The sequence below is a fragment of the Pseudomonas sp. AC193 genome, from assembly GCF_979258075.1.
In genome coordinates this window covers 3328687-3347988 of record NZ_OZ409832.1, presented here as the reverse complement: position 1 = coordinate 3347988, position 19302 = coordinate 3328687, and the positions used below count along the sequence as shown (strand labels likewise).

The window sequence follows — 19302 nt, the reverse complement described above, 5'->3', positions numbered from 1 at the left end:
GCCGCGCCTCGGTCTTTAGAGCGGAGCCAGCTCGGTTTCAGTCGCAACCGCTTTCACGGTCTTCAACTGCCGCATCTGCTCACAACCCCACAACACCCGCTCCGGCGTCGCCGGCGCATCAATCTGCGGCTGATGCTTGTAATCCCCGAGGCTCGCCACGGCATCCTTGATCGCACACCACGACGCAATCCCGAGCATGAACGGCGGTTCACCGACAGCCTTGGAATGGAACACCGTGTCTTCCGGGTTCTTGCGGTTTTCCACCAGTTTCACACGCAGATCCAGCGGCATGTCCGCCACCGCCGGAATCTTGTAGCTGGCCGGGCCGTTGGTCATCAGCTTGCCTTTGTTGTTCCAGACCAGCTCTTCCATGGTCAGCCAGCCCATGCCTTGAATGAAACCACCCTCGACCTGACCGATGTCGATGGACGGGTTCAGCGAGGCACCGACGTCGTGAAGAATGTCGGTACGCAGCATCTTGTACTCGCCGGTCAGGGTGTCGACGATCACTTCGCAGCACGCCGCGCCGAAGGCGAAGTAGTAGAACGGACGGCCACGGGCCTGGCTGCGGTCGTAGTAGATTTTCGGGGTCTTGTAGAAGCCGGTGCTCGACAGCGACACCTGATTGAAATACGCCTGCTGGATCAGCGCTTCAAAGGTCAGGATGTGGTCACGAACGCGCACATGGCCGTTGTGGAATTCGACGTCTTCTTCAGTGACTTTGAAGTGACGCGCAGCGAATTCCACCAGGCGTTTCTTGATGATTTCAGCCGCGTTCTGCGCCGCTTTACCGTTCAGGTCAGCACCGCTAGAGGCGGCGGTCGGCGAGGTGTTCGGCACCTTGTCGGTGTTGGTCGCGGTGATCTGCACGCGATCGATTTCCACCTGGAACACTTCGGCCACGACCTGCGCGACTTTGGTGTTCAGGCCTTGGCCCATTTCTGTGCCGCCATGGTTCAGGTGGATGCTGCCGTCGGTGTAGATGTGGATCAGCGCGCCGGCCTGGTTCAAGAAGCTCGCGGTGAAGGAAATGCCGAATTTCACCGGGGTCAGCGCCAGGCCTTTTTTCAGGATCGGGCTGTTGGCGTTGTAGCGACGGATCGCTTCGCGACGCTCGTAGTACTGGCTGCTTTCTTCCAGTTCGGCGGTCATTTCCTCGAGCATGTTGTGCTCGACGGTCTGGTAGTAATGGGTGACGTTGCGCTCGGTCTTGCCGTAGTAGTTGGCCTTGCGCACCGACAGCGGATCGACGTTCAAGTGACGGGCAATCGCGTCCATCACTTCTTCGATCGCGACCATGCCTTGCGGGCCACCGAAACCACGGTAAGCGGTGTTCGATGCGGTGTTGGTCTTGCAGCGGTGACCGTTGATGGTCGCGTCGCCGAGGTAGTACGAGTTGTCCGAGTGGAACATCGCGCGGTCAACGATCGACGCGGACAAGTCCGGCGAGCAGCCGCAGTTGCCGGCCAGATCCATGTTGATCCCGTGCAGGCGCCCGGTGCTGTCGAAGCCAACGTCGTATTCGACGTAGAACGGGTGACGCTTGCCGGTCATCAGCATGTCTTCGACGCGTGGCAGGCGCATCTTGGTCGGCTGACCGGTGAGGTGCGCAACCACCGCGCACAGGCACGCCGGGCTGGCGGCCTGAGTTTCCTTGCCACCGAAACCACCGCCCATGCGGCGCATGTCGACGACGATTTTGTTCATCGACACGTCGAGCACTTCGGCGACCAGTTTCTGTACTTCGGTCGGGTTCTGCGTCGAGCAGTAAACGATCATGCCGCCGTCTTCGGTCGGCATCACCGAGGAGATTTGTGTCTCCAGGTAGAAGTGTTCCTGACCGCCGATGTGCAGCGTGCCTTGTATGCGGTGTTCAGCAGTGGCCAACGCAGAGGCTGAGTCGCCGCGCTGGTGGGTGTGGCTGTCGAGCACGAAGTGGCGTTTGCGCAGCGCCTCAACCACGTCGAGCACAGGTTCGAGGTCTTCGTATTCGATGATCGCGGCCATCGCCGCTTTGCGCGCGGTTTCCAGATCTTTCGCCGCAACGGCGAGCACCGGTTGACCAACGAACTGCACGTCATCGATGGCCAGCAACGGGTCGCCCGGCATCAGCGGGCCGATGTCTTTCAGGCCCGGCACGTCTTCGTGGGTGATGGCGATGCGCACGCCTTCGAAGGCGTAGCACGGCGAAGTGTCGATGCTGATGATTTTCGCGTGGGCGCGATCCGACATGCGTGCATACAAGTGCAACTGGTTGGGAAATTCCAGGCGGTCATCGATGTACTGCGCTTCACCGGACACGTGTTTGGCGGCGCTGTCGTGTTTGACGCTGCGGCCGACACCGGAGGTCAGATCCTTGGCGAACAATTCAGCCAGTTCAGCTTGAGTTTTCTCTACGCCGTGATGGTTAGACATAAGCGGTCACCCGAGTCTCGATGTGCGGTGTTTGCAGTTCGATGAAGTATTTACGCAGCAGGTTTTGCGCGCTGAGCAGGCGATATTCCTTGCTGGCGCGGAAGTCCGAGAGCGGCGTGAAATCCTCCGCCAGTGCGGCGCAGGCCCGTTCGACCACAGCGTTGTTGAACGGCGCACCGATCAGCGCAGCTTCACAGTGGGCTGCGCGTTTCGGGATCGCGGCCATGCCGCCAAACGCCATGCGTGCATCGGTGATCACACCGTTTTCCACACGCAGGTTGAATGCGGCGCAGACGGCGGAGATGTCATCGTCCAGACGCTTGGAGACTTTGTAGGCGCGGAACAACTGCTCGGCGCTGGCGCGCGGCACGATGATCTTCTCGATGAACTCACTTTCCTGACGGGCCGTGACTTTGTAATCGATGAAGTAATCGTCGAGGTTCAGGGTGCGACGGGTTTCGCCTTTGCACAGCACAACCTGCGCGCCGAGAGCGATCAACAGCGGTGGCGAGTCACCGATCGGCGAGGCGTTGCCGATGTTGCCGCCGAGGGTGCCCTGGTTGCGGATTTGCAGGGACGCGAAGCGGTGCAGCAGTTCACCAAAGTCCGGGTACTCGGCGTTCAACGCTTCGTAGCAGTCGGAGAGGGCAGTGGCGGCGCCGATTTCGATGCGGTCATCGAAGGTTTCGATGCGCTTCATTTCCGCGACGTTGCCGACGTAGATCATCACCGGCAGGGTGCGGTGGAACTGGGTGACTTCCAGCGCCAGATCGGTACCGCCGGCGAGCAGTCGCGCTTGTGGATAAGCGTCGTAGAGGTCGGCCAGATCGGCGACGGTCAGCGGCACCAAGCAGCGTTTGTCACCACTGTTCAGTTCGCCGATATCGGTCGGAGCGATAGCTTTCAGACGAGCAATGGTGTCCGCTTCGCGGGCATCGAACTGATCCGGTTGCTTGCCGCAGCAGGATTGCTCGGCAGCCGCCAGAATCGGCCGGTAGCCAGTGCAACGGCAGAGGTTGCCGGCCAGTGCTTCGTGGGCTTTGGCGTGATCGGGTGCATCGCTGTTCTTTTGCAGGGCGAACAGCGACATGACGAAGCCGGGAGTGCAAAAACCGCACTGCGAGCCGTGGCACTCGACCATGGCTTTCTGCACGCTGTGCAGTTCACCTTTGTGCTTGAGGTCTTCGACGCTGATCAATTGTTTGCCGTGCAGCGACGAGACAAAGGTCAGGCACGAGTTGAGGCTGCGATAGCGAATGTGTTCGCGGCCATCGTCATCCGTCTGCAACTCGCCGACCACTACGGTGCAGGCGCCGCAGTCACCGCTGGCGCAACCTTCTTTAGTGCCGGATTTACCAACGTGTTCACGCAGGTAATTGAGCACGGTCAGATTCGGGTTCAGGGCGTGCTCGCTACGGAGTTCCTGGTTAAGTAAAAACTGGATCACGGAAGGCCTCGCAGACTCATTATTGTTGTTAACCGACTTGAGCCGAATTTAGCAGGTCTGACTTTTCGGTCAATGGTTTTCTGACTTAAAGGTCAGGAAAATCCGTTTCGTCGATCAACAACGTGTCTATTCAGTATTGACCTTCATTGGTCAGCCTGGTTTTTTGTTTGGTTTTCTGAAGAAAACTGCGGGAATCGTGCCAAAAACCGCTGAGTGGGCACTCCGCCATGAGCCCGCATTTGCGCTACACTGCGCCGCTTGTGCAGATCGATAGAGTTTGAAGGACAACCATGACGTTCAAGGCGCCGGACAGCCTCGCCGAGCAAATCGCTCACCACCTCGCCGAACGCATCATTCGTGGCGAAATGAAGCCGGGAGAGCGCATCCAGGAACAAAAGGTCACGCTGGCCCTCAATGTCAGCCGCGGCTCCGTTCGTGAAGCCTTGCTGATCCTTGAACGCCGCCACCTGATCGCGATCCTGCCGCGCCGTGGTGCGCACGTCACCGAAATGACGCCGCATAAGGTGCAGAGCCTGTGCACGCTGATGAGCGAGCTGTACATCCTGCTCGGCAACTCGGTGGCCAATGGCTGGCAAGTCCAGTCGGACATGGCGCCGTTCGTGCAGATCCAGCAGCGCCTGACCGCCAGCTACGAGCGTCAGGACATCCGCAGCTTTGTCGATGACAGCTTCAGCGTGATGCGCGCCGCCTATCCGTTTGCCAACAATCCTTACCTGCAAGAAACGGTCGAGAACCTGCAGCCGGCGATGAGCCGCGCCTACTTCCTCGCCCTCGAACAGCGCAAGGCGGAAATGAGCGAGTTCCTCGAACTGTTCGAACGCCTGCTGGCCGCCGTGCTTGCCCGTGATTTGCCGCAGATCCGCATCGTGCTCACGGCTTACGGCCAGCGCAGCTGCGATCTGGTGGTTGCTGCCTTGACGGGCGCTTAAGCGTGCGGCTCAAGTGCATCAAACTGGCGGGATTCAAATCCTTCGTCGACCCGACCACGGTGAACTTCCCCAGTAACATGGCGGCGGTCGTCGGGCCGAACGGTTGCGGCAAGTCGAACATCATCGACGCCGTTCGCTGGGTGATGGGCGAAAGTTCAGCGAAAAACCTGCGTGGCGAGTCGATGACCGATGTCATCTTCAACGGCTCGACCAGCCGCAAACCGGTGAGTCAGGCCAGCATCGAACTGGTTTTCGACAACTCCGACGGCACCTTGCTGGGCGAGTACGCGGCCTACGCCGAAATCTCGATTCGCCGCAAAGTTACCCGCGACAGCCAGACCACGTATTACCTCAACGGCACCAAATGCCGTCGTCGCGACATCACCGATATCTTCCTCGGCACCGGTCTCGGCCCGCGCAGCTACTCGATCATCGAGCAGGGGATGATCTCCAAGCTGATCGAATCCAAGCCCGAAGATCTGCGCAACTTCATCGAAGAAGCCGCCGGCATCTCGAAATATAAAGAGCGCCGTCGCGAGACCGAAAACCGCATCCGCCGCACCCACGAAAACCTCGCGCGTCTGACTGACCTGCGTGATGAGCTCGAGCGTCAACTCGAACGCCTGCACCGTCAGGCCGAAGCGGCGAAGAAGTACCAAGAATTCAAAGCCGAGGAGCGTCAGCTCAAGGCGCAACTGTCGGCCCTGCGCTGGCAGGATCTGAATGATCAGGTCGGTCAGCGCGAGTCGATCATCGGCACACAGGAAATCAGTTTCGAAGCCTTGGTCGCCGAGCAGCGAAATGCTGACGCGGCCATCGAACGCTTGCGCGACGGTCACCATGATCTGTCCGAGCGCTTCAATCTGGTGCAAGGGCGCTTCTATTCGGTCGGCGGTGACATCGCCCGGGTCGAACAGAGCATCCAGCACGGCCAGCAACGACTGCGGCAGTTGCAGGACGATCTGAAAGAAGCCGAGCGTGCCCGCCTCGAAACCGAATCGCATCTGGGCCACGACCGCACGTTGCTGCTGACCCTCGGTGAAGAGCTGGACATGCTCACCCCCGAGCAAGAAGTCACCAGCGCGGCCGCCGAAGAAGCCGCCGCTGCGCTGGAAGATTCCGAAAGCGTCATGCACGGCTGGCAGGAGCAGTGGGACGCTTTCAACCTGACAGCAGCCGAACCGCGCCGTCAGGCTGAGGTGCAGCAGTCGCGCATCCAGCAGCTGGAAACCAGCATGGAGCGCCTCGCTGACCGACAAAAGCGTCTCGGCGAAGAGCGCGCGTTGCTCTCGGCCGATCCGGAAGACGCGGCGATCATGGAGCTCAACGAGCAGCTCGCCGAGTCCGAAGCGACCCTCGAAGATTTGCAGACCAGCGAAGAAGCGCAGGTCGAAAAACTTGAACAACTGCGCCAGGAATTGCAGCAAGCGCTGACCGCGCAGCAGCAGGCGCAGGGCGATTTGCAGCGCCTCAATGGTCGGCTCGCATCCCTTGAAGCCTTGCAGCAAGCCGCGCTCGATCCAGGCACCGGCACCGCCGAGTGGCTGAAGGAGCACAACCTCGCCGAGCGTCCGCGTCTGGCTGAAGGTTTGAAGGTCGAGGCCGGTTGGGAACTGGCGGTGGAAACCGTGCTCGGCGCCGATCTGCAAGCGGTGCTGGTCGACGACTTCAGCGGCTTTGATTTGTCCGGTTTTACGCAGGGCGATTTGCGCCTGCTCAGCCCGGCCAGCGATGGCGTGCGAGTGGCGGGCAGCTTGCTGGATAAAGTCGACGCGCAGATTGATCTGTCGCCGTGGCTTGGCCAAGTCAAACCGGTCGACAGCCTTGAGCAGGCCTTGGCCTTGCGCGGGCAGTTGAGTGCCGGTGAGAGCTTGATCAGTCGCGACGGTTATTGGGTTGGTCGGCATTTTCTTCGCGTACGTCGGGCCAGTGAAGCGGAGAGCGGCATGCTCGCCCGTGGCCAGGAAATCGAAGCGCTGCACCTCGAACGCGAAGAGAAAGAAACCACCGTCGAAGCCATGGAAACCCGTCTGCAAACCCTGCGTGCGCAACAGCGTCAGCAGGAAAACGGTCGCGAACATTTGCGTCGTTTGCTGCAAGACGAAGCGCGCCAGCAAGGCGAACTGAAAGCTCAGTTGTCCGCCGGCAAAGCCAAGGCTGAACAGTTGACCTTGCGTCGCACCCGTCTCGATGAAGAGTTGATCGAACTCGGCGAACAACGCGAGCTTGAGCACGAACAAGTCGGCGAAGCGCGCATGCACTTGCAGGAAGCGCTGGATGCCATGGCGCTGGACACCGAGCAGCGCGAGTTGCTGCTGGCCCAGCGCGACAGCCTGCGCGAACGCCTTGATCGCGTGCGTCAGGAAGCGCGGCAGCACAAGGATCATGCACATCAATTGGCCGTGCGTCTTGGCTCGTTGCGCGCGCAGCATGACTCCACGCGTCAGGCGCTCGAGCGTCTGGAAATGCAGTCCGAGCGCCTGACTGAAAAACGCGAACAGTTGAGTCTGAACCTGGAGGAGGGCGAGGCGCCGCTGGAAGAGCTGCGCCTGAAACTCGAAGAGCTGCTCGACAAGCGCATGACCGTCGACGAAGAACTCAAGACCGCGCAGATCGCTCTGGAAGACGCTGACCGCGAATTGCGCGACGCGGAAAAACGCCGGACTCAGGCTGAACAACAATCGCAATTGATTCGCGGCCAACTCGAACAGCAGCGCATGGAATGGCAAGCCCTGACCGTGCGCCGCAAGGCCTTGCAGGATCAATTGCTCGAAGACGGCTACGATCTCAACGGCGTGCTCGCGACATTAACCGCGCAAGCCAGTGAACGCGAAGCCGAAGAAGAACTCGAACGCATCAATGCGCGGATTCAACGCCTGGGCGCGATCAACCTCGCGGCCATCGACGAATACACGCAGCAGTCTGAGCGTAAGCGCTATCTGGATGCGCAGGACGCTGATCTGGTCGAAGCACTGGAGACGCTGGAAAACGTTATCCGCAAGATCGACAAGGAAACCCGTAACCGCTTCAAAGATACCTTTGATCAGATCAATGGCGGTTTACAGGCGCTTTTCCCAAAAGTTTTCGGTGGCGGGCGCGCGTATTTGGAACTGACGGGCGAAGATCTACTCGATACAGGGGTAACGATCATGGCGCAGCCGCCAGGGAAGAAGAACAGCACCATCCATTTGCTCTCCGGCGGGGAAAAAGCCCTGACCGCGCTGGCACTGGTTTTTGCGATCTTCAAGTTGAACCCGGCGCCGTTCTGCATGCTCGATGAGGTTGACGCGCCGCTGGATGACGCTAACGTTGGACGCTACGCACGCTTGGTCAAAGAGATGTCGCAGACCGTGCAGTTCATCTATATCACCCACAACAAAATCGCCATGGAAATGGCCGAGCAGTTGATGGGCGTAACGATGCATGAACCGGGTTGTTCGCGACTGGTGGCCGTGGATGTCGAGGAGGCAATGGCGATGGTGGACGCCTGAGCCCGCACGCTGTCGGAAAGGTATTAGAGGGTTGTAGGACTTTTTTACCGACTTCGACTTGCTGGCCAATCGACATATTCGTGCAAGCCAATGAGACAGACGGTGTAAAGTTGCCTTTGGTCGTGCTAGTTTAATGTCAAATTTTCGTATACGTGGGCAAAACGCCTGTCAGAACATAGAGTTGGCGCCACGTTTTAAAGCGGTTTGCACAGTGTAAACCCCTTATTTTTCAGCATTTTTTATAGAGGCACGGGATTACATGGAAATCGGTCTGCGCGAGTGGCTGATCGTCATCGGCATCATAGTGATAGCCGGTATTCTTTTCGATGGCTGGCGCCGTATGCGCGGCGGCAAGGGAAAACTGAAGTTCCGTCTTGACCGAAGTCTGTCCAACCTGCCGGACGAGGACACCAGCGCTGAGCTGTTGGGCCCGGCCCGCGTGCTGGACACGCATAAAGAACCGCAGCTGGACGAACACGATTTGCCGTCGGTGAGCATGCCGGCCCGCGAAGCACGCGAGCCTCGCGATTCCGGCAATAAACGTGGCAAGCGTGGCAGCAAAGGTTCGGCGCAGGGTGACTTGAACCTCGATCTGGATCTGGATGACGGCCCGAGCTTCAGCAGCCGCGACGATGATTTCGCCGACGACAACAAGCCTGCAGCGGCCGTGGTCGAAAAAGATCAGCCGCAAGCTGAAGAAGTTTTGGTGATCAGCGTGATCTGCCGTGACGCTGCCGGCTTCAAAGGCCCGGCGCTGTTGCAGAACATTCTGGAAAGCGGTCTGCGTTTTGGCGAAATGGATATTTTCCACCGTCACGAAAGCATGGCCGGCAACGGCGAAGTCCTGTTCTCCATGGCCAACGCGGTCAAACCGGGCATCTTTGATCTGGACGACATCGACCATTTCAGCACACCGGCGGTGAGCTTCTTCCTCGGCCTGCCAGGCCCGCGTCATCCGAAGCAAGCCTTCGACGTGATGGTCGCCGCAGCCCGCAAGCTGTCGCAGGAACTGAACGGCGAGCTGAAAGATGACCAGCGCAGCGTGCTGACCGCGCAGACGATCGAGCACTACCGTCAGCGCATCGTTGAATTCGAACGCCGCGCATTGACCCAGAAGCGCTAAGGCCAGATCAAAAGATCGCAGCCTTCGGCAGCGCCTACAGAGGATCGCGATCCTGTAGGAGCTGTCGAGTGCAACGAGGCTGCGATCTTTTAAGGATGAAACTGGAGCAGCCTCGGCTGCTCTTTTGCTTTATGAGAGAACACCCATGACCGCCGCCAAAAACCGCATTCTCGAGCTGCGCGCTGAACTCGATCAGCACAACTACCGTTACCACGTCCTCGACGAGCCGAGCATTCCGGATGCCGAGTACGACCGGTTGTTCCACGAGCTCAAGGCGCTGGAAGCGGCCAATCCGGAACTGATCACCAGCGACTCGCCGACCCAGCGCGTCGGCAGCGTGGCGCTCACCGCGTTCACTCAGGTGCGTCACGAAGTGCCGATGCTCAGCCTCGGCAACGCCTTCGAAGAAAGCGACATGCGCGAGTTCGATCGCCGCGTCACCGAAGGTCTGGATCTGCCGGTCGGCGATCTGTTCGGCGGCAGTGCGGCGGTGGAATACAGCTGCGAGCCGAAGCTCGATGGCCTGGCGGTCAGCCTGCTCTATCAGGACGGCGTGCTGGTACGCGGCGCCACACGCGGTGACGGCACCACAGGGGAAGACATCAGCGTCAATGTGCGCACCGTGCGCAACATTCCGCTGAAGCTGCACGGCGAAGGCTGGCCGGCGACCCTCGAAGTGCGCGGTGAAGTGTTCATGTCCAAGGCTGGCTTCGAGCGCCTCAACGCCTCGCAACTGGAAGTCGGCGGCAAGACCTTCGCCAACCCGCGCAACGCCGCCGCCGGCAGCTTGCGTCAGCTGGATTCGAAGATCACCGCCAACCGTCCGCTGGAATTCTGCTGCTACGGCATCGGCCAGGTTTCCCACGACATTTCCGACACCCACATCGGCAACCTCAAGCAGTTGCAGAAGTGGGGCATGCCGATCAGCCACGAGCTGAAACTGGCCAAGGGCATCGACGAGTGCCTGGATTACTACCGCGACATCGGCGCACGCCGTAACGCGCTGACCTATGAAATCGACGGCGTGGTGTTCAAGGTCAACAGCATTGCCGATCAGCGCGAACTCGGCTTCCGCGCCCGCGAACCGCGCTGGGCGATTGCGCATAAATTCCCGGCGATGGAAGAACTCACCGAGTTGCTCGACGTTGAATTTCAGGTTGGCCGCACTGGCGCTGTTACGCCGGTCGCGCGGTTGAAACCGGTCAAGGTGGCCGGCGTCACCGTGGCCAACGCCACGCTGCACAACATGGACGAAGTCGCGCGACTGGGCTTGATGATCGGCGACACCGTGATCATCCGCCGTGCCGGTGATGTGATTCCGCAAGTGGTGCAAGTGGTGCTTGAGCGTCGTCCGGACAACGCCCGCCCAGTGGCGATTCCCGAGAGCTGCCCGGTGTGCGGCTCGCACGTCGAGCGCACACAACTGATCAAGCGCAGCAAGGGCAAGGAAACCGTCAGCGAAGGCGCGGTGTATCGCTGCGTGGGTCGACTGGCCTGTGGCGCGCAACTGAAGCAGGCGATCATCCACTTCGTCTCGCGTCGGGCGATGGACATTGAAGGCTTGGGTGACAAGAGTGTCGAGCAATTGGTCGATGAAGGTCTGGTCAGTTCGCCGGCCGATCTGTATGCGCTGAAGTTCGACGACATCGTCGATCTCGAAGGTTTTGCCGAGGTCTCCAGTAACAAGCTGTTGGCGGCCATCGAAGACAGCAAGCAGCCGGGGCTGGCGCGTTTCATCTATGCGCTGGGCATCCCCGATGTCGGCGAGGAGACCGCCAAGGTGCTGGCGCGCTCGCTGGTTTCGCTGGAGCGCGTGCAGCAGGCGCTGCCGCAAGTGCTGACGTACCTGCCGGATGTCGGTCTGGAAGTGGCGCACGAGATTCACAGCTTCTTTGAAGATGCGCATAACCAGCAGGTGATCACCGAATTGCTGGGGCATGGTTTGCAGATTCAGGATCAGGGCGAGTTGGGCGCAGAATTCGCGGCCAGCACCACGCTCGGCGGTTTTCTCGACAAGCTGCACATTCCTTCGGTCGGCCCGGGTGGCGCGCAGAAACTGGCGGACAAGTTTGGTTCGCTGGAAGCGGTGATGAACGCTGACTGGCTAGACATGCGTCAGGCGTTGCCGGAGAAACAGGCGAATTCGGTGCGCGGGTTTTTTGCGGTCGCGGAGAATCGGCGACTGGCTGAGGCGTCCGAAAAACAGCTGCGTGATTTCGGCATGCACTGGCAGAGCGAGAAGAAAGTCGTCGAAGGCTTGCCGTTGTCCGGCGAGACCTGGGTGCTGACGGGCAAGGTCGAGTTGATGAGCCGGGATGTGGCTAAAGATCACCTCGAAAGCCTGGGGGCGAAGGTTGCTGGTTCGGTCTCGGCGAAAACTCATTGCGTGGTGGCCGGCCCCGGTGCCGGATCGAAACTGACCAAAGCCAATGAGCTGGGCGTAAAAGTGATGGACGAAGAAACCTTTATCGCCTTCCTCAAAACCCATGGCCTTCAGGTCTGACACAAAACCCATGGGCTTCAGGTCTGAAACAAAGCCCATGGCCTTCATGGTCTGAAACAAAAACCATGGGCTTCAGGTCTGACGCAAAACCCTGTGGCGAGGGGATTTATCCCAGTTCGGCGACGCAGTCGTCGCAAAACCATACAACGCGGTACATCTGACTAACCGCGTTGTATGGATTTGGGGTCGCTTCGCAACCCAGCGGGGATAAATCCCCTCGCCACAATGGTGCTATCACTTGGTTGCACTGTTATGGGTGGGAACGATGTTGTCATGGGAATGATCTAGTCTCTGCAAGCCCCAGGGAGAGATCGCCATGCACCGTTTTTTCGAGCAACTGAGTTCTCGCATCATCGCGCCGTTCATGGGCGAATCTTCGCGCAACAGTAAAGTCTGGCCGTGCCGCTGCGGCCAGTCGTTGTTCTTTCGCAACAGCCAGTGCCTGGCCTGCAATGCCTTGCTCGGTTATCAGCCGGAAGAAAGCCGCATCACCTCCCTGTCGCCCGGTGTGGAGAACGGCACGTGGACGCTGGATGCTGATCCTGACGCAGGTCCGTTTCGCCGCTGCGCCAACCTCGACACGCCCGCCGCGTGCAACTGGCTGCTGCCGGCCAACGTCGACAATGCCTTGTGCGTCGCTTGCAGCCTCAATCGCACCATCCCCGACCTGTCCGACCCGGAAAATCCCGAACGCTGGCGCAAGGTTGAAATCGCCAAGCGCCGCCTCGTCGCGCAACTGATCACCCTCGGCTTGCAGGTCATCCCGAAAACCGTGGATGAAGACAGCGGCCTCGCTTTCGATTTCATCGGCGTCGACCTCGAAGGCAATGCGCCGATGACCGGCCACGCCAACGGCCTGATCACCCTCGATATCAAAGAAGCCGACGACGCCCACCGCGAGCGGGTGAGGGCGCAGATGCATGAACCGTATCGCACGCTGCTCGGGCATTTTCGGCACGAGGTCGGGCACTACTATTGGGATCGGCTGATCGCCAACGGCCCGTGGCTCGATTCATTCCGTAACCTGTTCGGTGACGAGCGCGCCAGTTACGCCGAGGCGCTCGATCGTCATTACCAACACGGCGCGCCACTCGACTGGCCGCAGCACTACGTCAGTGCCTACGCGACCATGCACCCGTGGGAAGACTGGGCGGAAACCTGGGCGCATTACCTGCACATGATGGACGCGGTGGACACGGCGCTGGGTTTTGGCATGAGCGCGCGGGAAATGGATTTCGATTATCAGCCGTTTCCGAGCAGCACGCTGTACGACCCGCAACATCCCGGTGGCGAGGCGTTCCTGGCGTTTGTTAATGCGTGGATCGAGTTGGCCGGCATGCTCAATGAATTGTCACGCAGCATGGGTCAGCCGGATTTTTACCCGTTCGTGCTGCCGGCGGCTGCGATTGCCAAGCTGCACTTTATTCATCTGGTGATCCAGCAGGCGGGCGGCAGGGCAGACGAGGTGCTGGCCATCTAACGTCAAAAGATCGCAGCCTTCGGCAGCTCCTACAGGTGAATGCGGATCCATGTGGGCACTGCCACAGGCTGCGATCTTTATGTCCTTGAACCAGTTCATTTTTTTAATCTGGACAGAACGGTTGTAACTTCGTCTCAGATAGGTACAATGGCGCGGCTCGCCGACAGGCAAGCGTCGTTATGGTGACCCCATCGGTTCCCCCGCAACGATTACCCGTGAACCTGGTCAGAGCCGGAAGGCAGCAGCCACAGCGGGAACATTGTGTGCCGGGGTGTGGCTGGTGGGGTCGCCACCTTAACGAACAATCAAACGCTTCAACCAGAACTGCATGGGTTTCACCCACTGCGGTTTTTTTGTGTCTGCGATTAAGCGGTTCACACAGATCCCTTGTAGGAGTGAGCCTGCTCGCGATGGCGTCCTGTCTGCTATAAATGTGTTGGCTGATACACCGCCATCGCGAGCAGGCTCACTCCTACAGGGGTTAGCGATCGCTCTCAGGGTGGCCGGTGTAAAGCCGGATAATCTCATCAATCTCCCCCGACATTTTCATCCGCAACAACGTGCGCAAGATCCGCTGCACCGGCACCTTCGGGTCATTTCTCACATAACAACCGACCTTCTGCTCTTGCAACACCGCCACCGCTTGCAATTGCTTTTCCGGCGTCAGTCGCTGATTAAACCAGTCCAGCGTCCACTGATTGCTCACCGCATAGCGATAACGCCCGGCCAGCAACTTCTCCAACACCTGCTCCTGATTGCGCGCATCTTCGCGGTGCAAGTGATCGGTATCGAACAGTGGTTGCAGGGTAGGGTAGATGTAGCCAAGCACGGTGCCGATGGATTGGCGGGGCAGGGTGGCAGGGTTGATGCTGACTGGCTGATCCTTGCGACTGACCAACAGATCACGCTGAAACAACAGCGGCAGACTCCAGATGTAATCCCCCGACTGATTCGGCAGCCACGACTGTGCGGCATAGCAGCGAACATCAATCTCGCCGTGCTCCATGGCGCTCTGCACCCGGGCGCGCGGCAGCACGTGAAACTCGGCCGGCGCGCCGACCTGGGTGGCGAGGCTGAGCATGATGTCGTAGAGGATGCCCTGGGTCGGGCGGCCGCGTTCGTATTGCACCATCGGCATCGCCCAACTGTCGGGCATGGCAAAGCGCAGCGGTGGCTCTGCGGCCGCCACGCTCAGGCTGAATCCCAGCAGTGCCCCCACGGCCCAACGCATAAACGCTCCGGTAATTCCCTGTCCTGAGCCGATAAAAGCCTCTGCTGATGGAGCTTAGCCACATTAGACGAGGACATCGGATGCAATTTTGCCCTTGCTCCGCTAGCATTAGCCGCTTCTGCTTCCTTCGCTGCGACGGTTTTCGATGAGTTATCAGGTTCTTGCACGTAAATGGCGTCCGCGCTCGTTCCGCGAAATGGTCGGCCAGACCCATGTGCTCAAAGCTCTGATCAATGCCTTGGACAGCCAGCGGCTGCACCACGCGTACCTGTTTACCGGTACTCGCGGGGTGGGTAAAACCACGATTGCGCGGATCATTGCCAAATGCCTGAACTGTGAGACAGGTATCACTTCCAGCCCGTGCGGCGAGTGCTCGGTGTGCCGTGAAATCGACGAGGGCCGCTTTGTCGACCTGATCGAGATCGACGCCGCGAGCCGCACCAAGGTCGAAGACACCCGCGAGTTGCTCGACAACGTGCAGTACGCGCCGAGCCGTGGGCGCTTCAAGGTCTACCTGATCGACGAAGTGCACATGCTTTCCAGCCATTCCTTCAATGCGCTGCTGAAAACCCTCGAAGAACCGCCGCCGTACGTCAAGTTCATCCTGGCGACCACCGACCCGCAGAAACTTCCGGCAACGATTTTGTCGCGCTGCCTGCAGTTCTCGCTGAAGAACATGACGCCGGAGCGCGTGGTCGAGCATTTGACCCACGTTCTGACCGCCGAAAGCGTGCCGTTCGAAGACGACGCGCTGTGGCTGCTCGGTCGCGCCGCTGACGGTTCGATGCGTGACGCCATGAGCCTGACCGATCAGGCCATTGCTTTCGGTGAAGGCAAGGTGCTCGCCACCGACGTGCGGGCGATGCTCGGCACGCTGGATCACGGTCAGGTCTTTGACGTTCTGCATTCGTTGATTGAAGGCGATGCCAAGGCATTGCTTGAAGCGGTGCGCCACCTGGCCGAGCAGGGCCCGGACTGGAACGGCGTGCTCTCGGAAATTCTCAACGTGCTGCACCGCGTCGCTATCGCTCAAGCGCTGCCGGAAGGCGTCGACAATGGGCATGGCGATCGCGATCGCGTGTTGGCGCTGGCGCAAGCCTTGCCGGCCGAAGACGTGCAGTTCTATTACCAGATGGGCCTGATCGGCCGCCGCGATTTGCCGCTGGCGCCGGATCCGCGCGGCGGTTTCGAAATGGTGCTGCTGCGAATGCTGGCCTTCCGGCCGGCTGATACGGCGGACGCCCCGAGGCAACCGCTAAAGCCAGTGGGGATCAGCCAGGCCACAGTTGATTCCGCAAATTCAGTGGCTGCCGCGCCTAAACCTGCGCCGGTGGTTGCTGCGGCTGTTGCCCCGACGCCGGCTCCTGTAACAGCACCTGCGCCGGCTCCAGAGCCTGCGCCGGTTGCTCCAGTTGCTCCAGTTGCCGAGCCAGAGCCAACGCCCGTCGTCGCCGAAGCCGTTGTCGATCTGCCGTGGAACGATCCGGTAGAAGCCGAGGCCGAGCCAGAACCCGAGCCAGCTCAGCAACCTGCCGTCGAGCCCATGCTGGAAACCGCCGCCGAGCAACCCGAGTTGCCGCCGATGCCGTTGCCGACCCCGGACAGCGTCGTCCCTGACGCACCAGAGTGGGCCGCTGCGCCAATTCCAGAGCCTTCAGTCGCCGACGTCGATGCCGCCACGCCGGGCACCGACATGGACGACGAGCCGCCGCTGGACGAGGATTACATCGAGCCGGACATGGACTCGGCGTACAGCTACCTCGACGAACTGGCCAGCGAACACGCTGCCGATCCAGAGCCGGAACCCGAACCTGAGCCCGCAGCGGCGCCAGCCACCGGTCTGGCCTTGCAATGGCTGGAGCTGTTCCCGAAACTGCCGATCTCCGGCATGACCGGCAGCATCGCCGCCAACTGCACCTTGATCGCGGTTGATGGCGATCATTGGCTGATGCACCTCGATCCGGCGCACAGTGCGCTGTTCAACGCCACGCAGCAGCGACGTCTGAACGATGCGTTGAACCAGTTCCACGGTCGTACGCTGACGCTGACCATCGAGCTGATCAAACCCGAGCAGGAGACCCCGGCTCAGGCCGCCTCCCGTCGCCGGGCCAACCGTCAGCGCGAAGCGGAGGAGTCGATTCATGGCGATCCGTTCATCCAGCAGATGGTTCAGCAGTTTGGCGCGGTGGTGCGACACGATACTATTGAACCTGTCGACGCCTTGGTCGCCCAAGGCTAATAACTGAAGGTGCCCGGCCTCCATGGCCGGGCGCTGTTTTGATCCAAGTACTTTTGAGGTGATTCCCATGATGAAAGGTGGCATGGCCGGCCTGATGAAGCAGGCGCAGCAGATGCAGGAAAAAATGGCCAAGATGCAGGAAGAACTGGCCAACGCCGAAGTCACCGGTAAGGCCGGCGGCGATATGGTCACCGTGGTGATGACCGGTCGTCACGACCTCAAGCGCGTCAGCATCGACCCGACCCTGCTGCCGGGTCTGGACGAAGATGACCGTGAAGTGATCGAAGACCTGGTCGCCGCCGCCGTCAACGACGCCGTGCGCAAGATCGAAGCCAGCAGCCAGGAAAAAATGGGCGGCATGACCGCCGGCATGAACCTGCCTGCGGGTATGAAACTGCCATTCTGATTCGCCAACCGGCGGCAGATGAGCTACAAAAAATGCCAGGCATTGCGCCTGGCATTTTTGTTTCTGCCTCATTAACACCGCACCCTGTAGGAGCTGTCGAGTGAAACGAGGCTGCGATCTTTTGATCCTGTTGTTTTCACAAGCAAGATCAATAGATCGCAGCGTGCCGCAGCTCCTACATGAATGTCGTACGAAACATCGAACACCCCACCGCCTCAACGGTCTGCTCCCTATACCCGCTGAATTCATCATTCACAGGAGACGCTGACATGTCCGACCCTCTTACCCTCAATCAACGCTTCGTCCTCGCCTCGCGTCCGGTTGGCGCGCCGACCCCGGAAAACTTCCGTCTCGAACGCGAAGCGCTGCCCGATCTGCAGGACGGCCAGATACTGCTGAAAACCCTCTACCTGTCCCTCGACCCCTACATGCGTGGGCGCATGAGTGACGCACCGTCCTACGCCGCGCCCGTCGAAATCGGCGAGGTGATGACAGGCGGCGCTGTCAGTCGCGTCGAAGACTCGCGTCATCCAAAGTTTCATAAGGGTGATCTGGTGGTCGGTGCCACAGGCTGGCAAAGCCACAGCATCAGCGATGGCCGCAACATCATCCCGATCCCGTCCGGGTTGCCGAGCCCGTCGATGGCCCTCGGTGTGTTGGGCATGCCCGGCATGACCGCGTACATGGGCCTGATGGACATCGGTCAGCCGAAAGAAGGCGAGACCCTAGTCGTCGCTGCCGCGTCCGGTGCCGTCGGTTCGGTGGTCGGCCAGGTGGCGAAGATCAAAGGCCTGCGCGCGGTCGGTGTCGCCGGTGGTGCCGAGAAGTGCAAATACGTGGTCGAGGAGTTGGGCTTCGACGCCTGCATCGATCACAAGGCTGACGACTTCGCCGAGCAACTGGCCAAGGCGTGCCCGAATGGCATCGACATCTATTACGAAAACGTCGGCGGTCACGTATTCGACGCGGTCGTGCCGTTGCTCAACCCCAAAGCGCGCATCCCGCTGTGCGGCCTGATCGCCGGTTACAACGCCTCTGAAGCCCCGAAAGGCCCGGATCGTCTGCCGATGCTGCAGCGTACGTTGCTGACCAAACGCGTACGCATTCAGGGCTTCATCGTCTTTGATGACTACGGCGATCGTCAGCCGGAATTCATCAGCGCGATGGTGCCGTGGGTGCGCGATGGCAAGGTCAAATTCCGCGAAGACGTGGTCGATGGCCTGGAGCAGGCGCCGGAAGCGTTTATCGGTCTGCTGGAGGGTCGCAACTTCGGCAAACTGGTGGTGCGGGTCGCCCAGGACTGAGTATTTGACGCTGGCCAGAGGCGCGGGTATAAACCGCGTCTCGTTGTTTTGTCGGACTTTTTACCCATGAGCTTCAGCCCTTTGATTCGCCAACTGATCGACGCCCTGCGCACCTTGCCCGGCGTGGGTCAGAAAACTGCCCAGCGCATGGCGTTGCAGATGCTCGAGCGTGATCGCAGCGGCGGTCTGCGTCTTGCTCAGGCCCTCAGCCAAGCCATGGAAGGGGTCGGGCACTGCCGCCAATGCCGCACGCTGACCGAAGACGATCTGTGCCCGCAATGCGCCGACACCCGCCGCGACGACACGTTGCTGTGCGTGGTCGAAGGGCCGATGGATGTCTACGCCGTCGAGCAAACTGGCTTCCGTGGCCGCTATTTTGTGCTCAAGGGGCATTTGTCGCCGCTGGACGGTCTCGGGCCTGAGGCGATCGGTATTCCGCAACTGATGGCGCGGATTGAAGAGGCGGGGACGTTTGCTGAAGTGATCCTTGCGACCAATCCTACGGTTGAGGGTGAAGCCACAGCGCATTACATCGCGCAGTTGTTGCAGCACAAAGGCCTGATCGCTTCGCGGATTGCTCACGGCGTGCCGTTGGGTGGCGAACTGGAACTGGTCGATGGCGGCACGCTGGCGCATTCGTTTGCCGGGCGGAAACCGATTTCCCTCTGAATCCTGGGTTGCTTGCTCGCGAATGGCTCACCTCGGTCTACCTG

12 protein-coding genes and 1 other RNA gene are annotated in these 19302 nt (G+C 60.1%); 10 read left to right on the top strand and 3 right to left on the bottom strand.

Going from position 1 to position 19302, the window contains the following annotated elements:
- Positions 1 to 15: 15 nt before the first annotated feature.
- Both xdhB and xdhA read right to left on the bottom strand, forming a co-directional pair.
- A complete protein-coding gene (xdhB, locus tag ACZZ0D_RS15010) occupies positions 16 to 2415 on the bottom strand; it encodes a xanthine dehydrogenase molybdopterin binding subunit (protein WP_463553672.1) in 2400 nt (799 codons plus the stop codon).
- Complete coding sequence (gene xdhA, locus ACZZ0D_RS15005; RefSeq protein WP_463553671.1) at positions 2408 to 3862, bottom strand: xanthine dehydrogenase small subunit; 1455 nt, start codon at positions 3860 to 3862, stop codon at positions 2408 to 2410. Before xdhA ends, xdhB begins: the two co-directional genes overlap by 8 nt.
- Before the next feature lie 290 nt (positions 3863 to 4152).
- Between xdhA and ACZZ0D_RS15000 the strand changes: the two genes are divergently transcribed.
- The 6 genes from ACZZ0D_RS15000 (at position 4153) to ffs (ending at position 13695) form a co-directional block, all read left to right on the top strand.
- Entirely contained in the window at positions 4153 to 4812 is a 660-nt protein-coding gene (locus tag ACZZ0D_RS15000; RefSeq protein WP_053118751.1) for a GntR family transcriptional regulator, read from the top strand.
- 2 nt (positions 4813 to 4814) lie between these two features.
- Positions 4815 to 8303, top strand: coding sequence for a chromosome segregation protein SMC (smc, locus tag ACZZ0D_RS14995; RefSeq protein ID WP_463553669.1), 3489 nt, complete (start codon positions 4815 to 4817; stop codon positions 8301 to 8303).
- A gap of 259 nt (positions 8304 to 8562) precedes the next feature.
- Positions 8563 to 9426 (top strand): cell division protein ZipA, encoded by an 864-nt coding sequence (gene zipA, locus ACZZ0D_RS14990; protein ID WP_463553668.1) that lies wholly within the window; start codon positions 8563 to 8565, stop codon positions 9424 to 9426.
- A gap of 145 nt (positions 9427 to 9571) precedes the next feature.
- Positions 9572 to 11929 (top strand): NAD-dependent DNA ligase LigA, encoded by a 2358-nt coding sequence (ligA, locus tag ACZZ0D_RS14985; RefSeq protein WP_463553667.1) that lies wholly within the window; start codon positions 9572 to 9574, stop codon positions 11927 to 11929.
- 316 nt (positions 11930 to 12245) lie between these two features.
- A complete protein-coding gene (locus ACZZ0D_RS14980) occupies positions 12246 to 13409 on the top strand; it encodes a zinc-binding metallopeptidase family protein (protein ID WP_463553666.1) in 1164 nt (387 codons plus the stop codon).
- A gap of 189 nt (positions 13410 to 13598) precedes the next feature.
- Positions 13599 to 13695: signal recognition particle sRNA small type (gene ffs, locus ACZZ0D_RS14975), an RNA gene on the top strand.
- Positions 13696 to 13890: 195 nt separating this feature from the next.
- Here the strand turns inward: ffs and ACZZ0D_RS14970 are convergent.
- Entirely contained in the window at positions 13891 to 14640 is a 750-nt protein-coding gene (locus ACZZ0D_RS14970; protein WP_463553665.1) for a substrate-binding periplasmic protein, read from the bottom strand.
- Positions 14641 to 14785: 145 nt separating this feature from the next.
- Here ACZZ0D_RS14970 and dnaX point away from each other — a divergent pair, with 145 nt between their 5' ends.
- From dnaX to recR, 4 genes are all read left to right on the top strand, one after another.
- Positions 14786 to 16879, top strand: a complete 2094-nt coding sequence (gene dnaX / locus ACZZ0D_RS14965) for a DNA polymerase III subunit gamma/tau (protein ID WP_463553664.1) — start codon at positions 14786 to 14788, stop codon at positions 16877 to 16879.
- A gap of 67 nt (positions 16880 to 16946) precedes the next feature.
- Positions 16947 to 17285 carry a YbaB/EbfC family nucleoid-associated protein gene (locus ACZZ0D_RS14960; protein WP_053118768.1) on the top strand — a complete coding sequence of 113 codons (339 nt, stop codon included), beginning with the start codon at positions 16947 to 16949 and terminating at the stop codon, positions 17283 to 17285.
- Between the two features lie 269 nt (positions 17286 to 17554).
- Positions 17555 to 18589: an NADP-dependent oxidoreductase gene (locus ACZZ0D_RS14955; RefSeq protein WP_212550409.1), complete on the top strand. Its 1035-nt coding sequence runs from the start codon at positions 17555 to 17557 to the stop codon at positions 18587 to 18589.
- Positions 18590 to 18655: 66 nt separating this feature from the next.
- Positions 18656 to 19258 (top strand): recombination mediator RecR, encoded by a 603-nt coding sequence (recR, locus tag ACZZ0D_RS14950; RefSeq protein WP_400651643.1) that lies wholly within the window; start codon positions 18656 to 18658, stop codon positions 19256 to 19258.
- Positions 19259 to 19302: the final 44 nt, after the last annotated feature.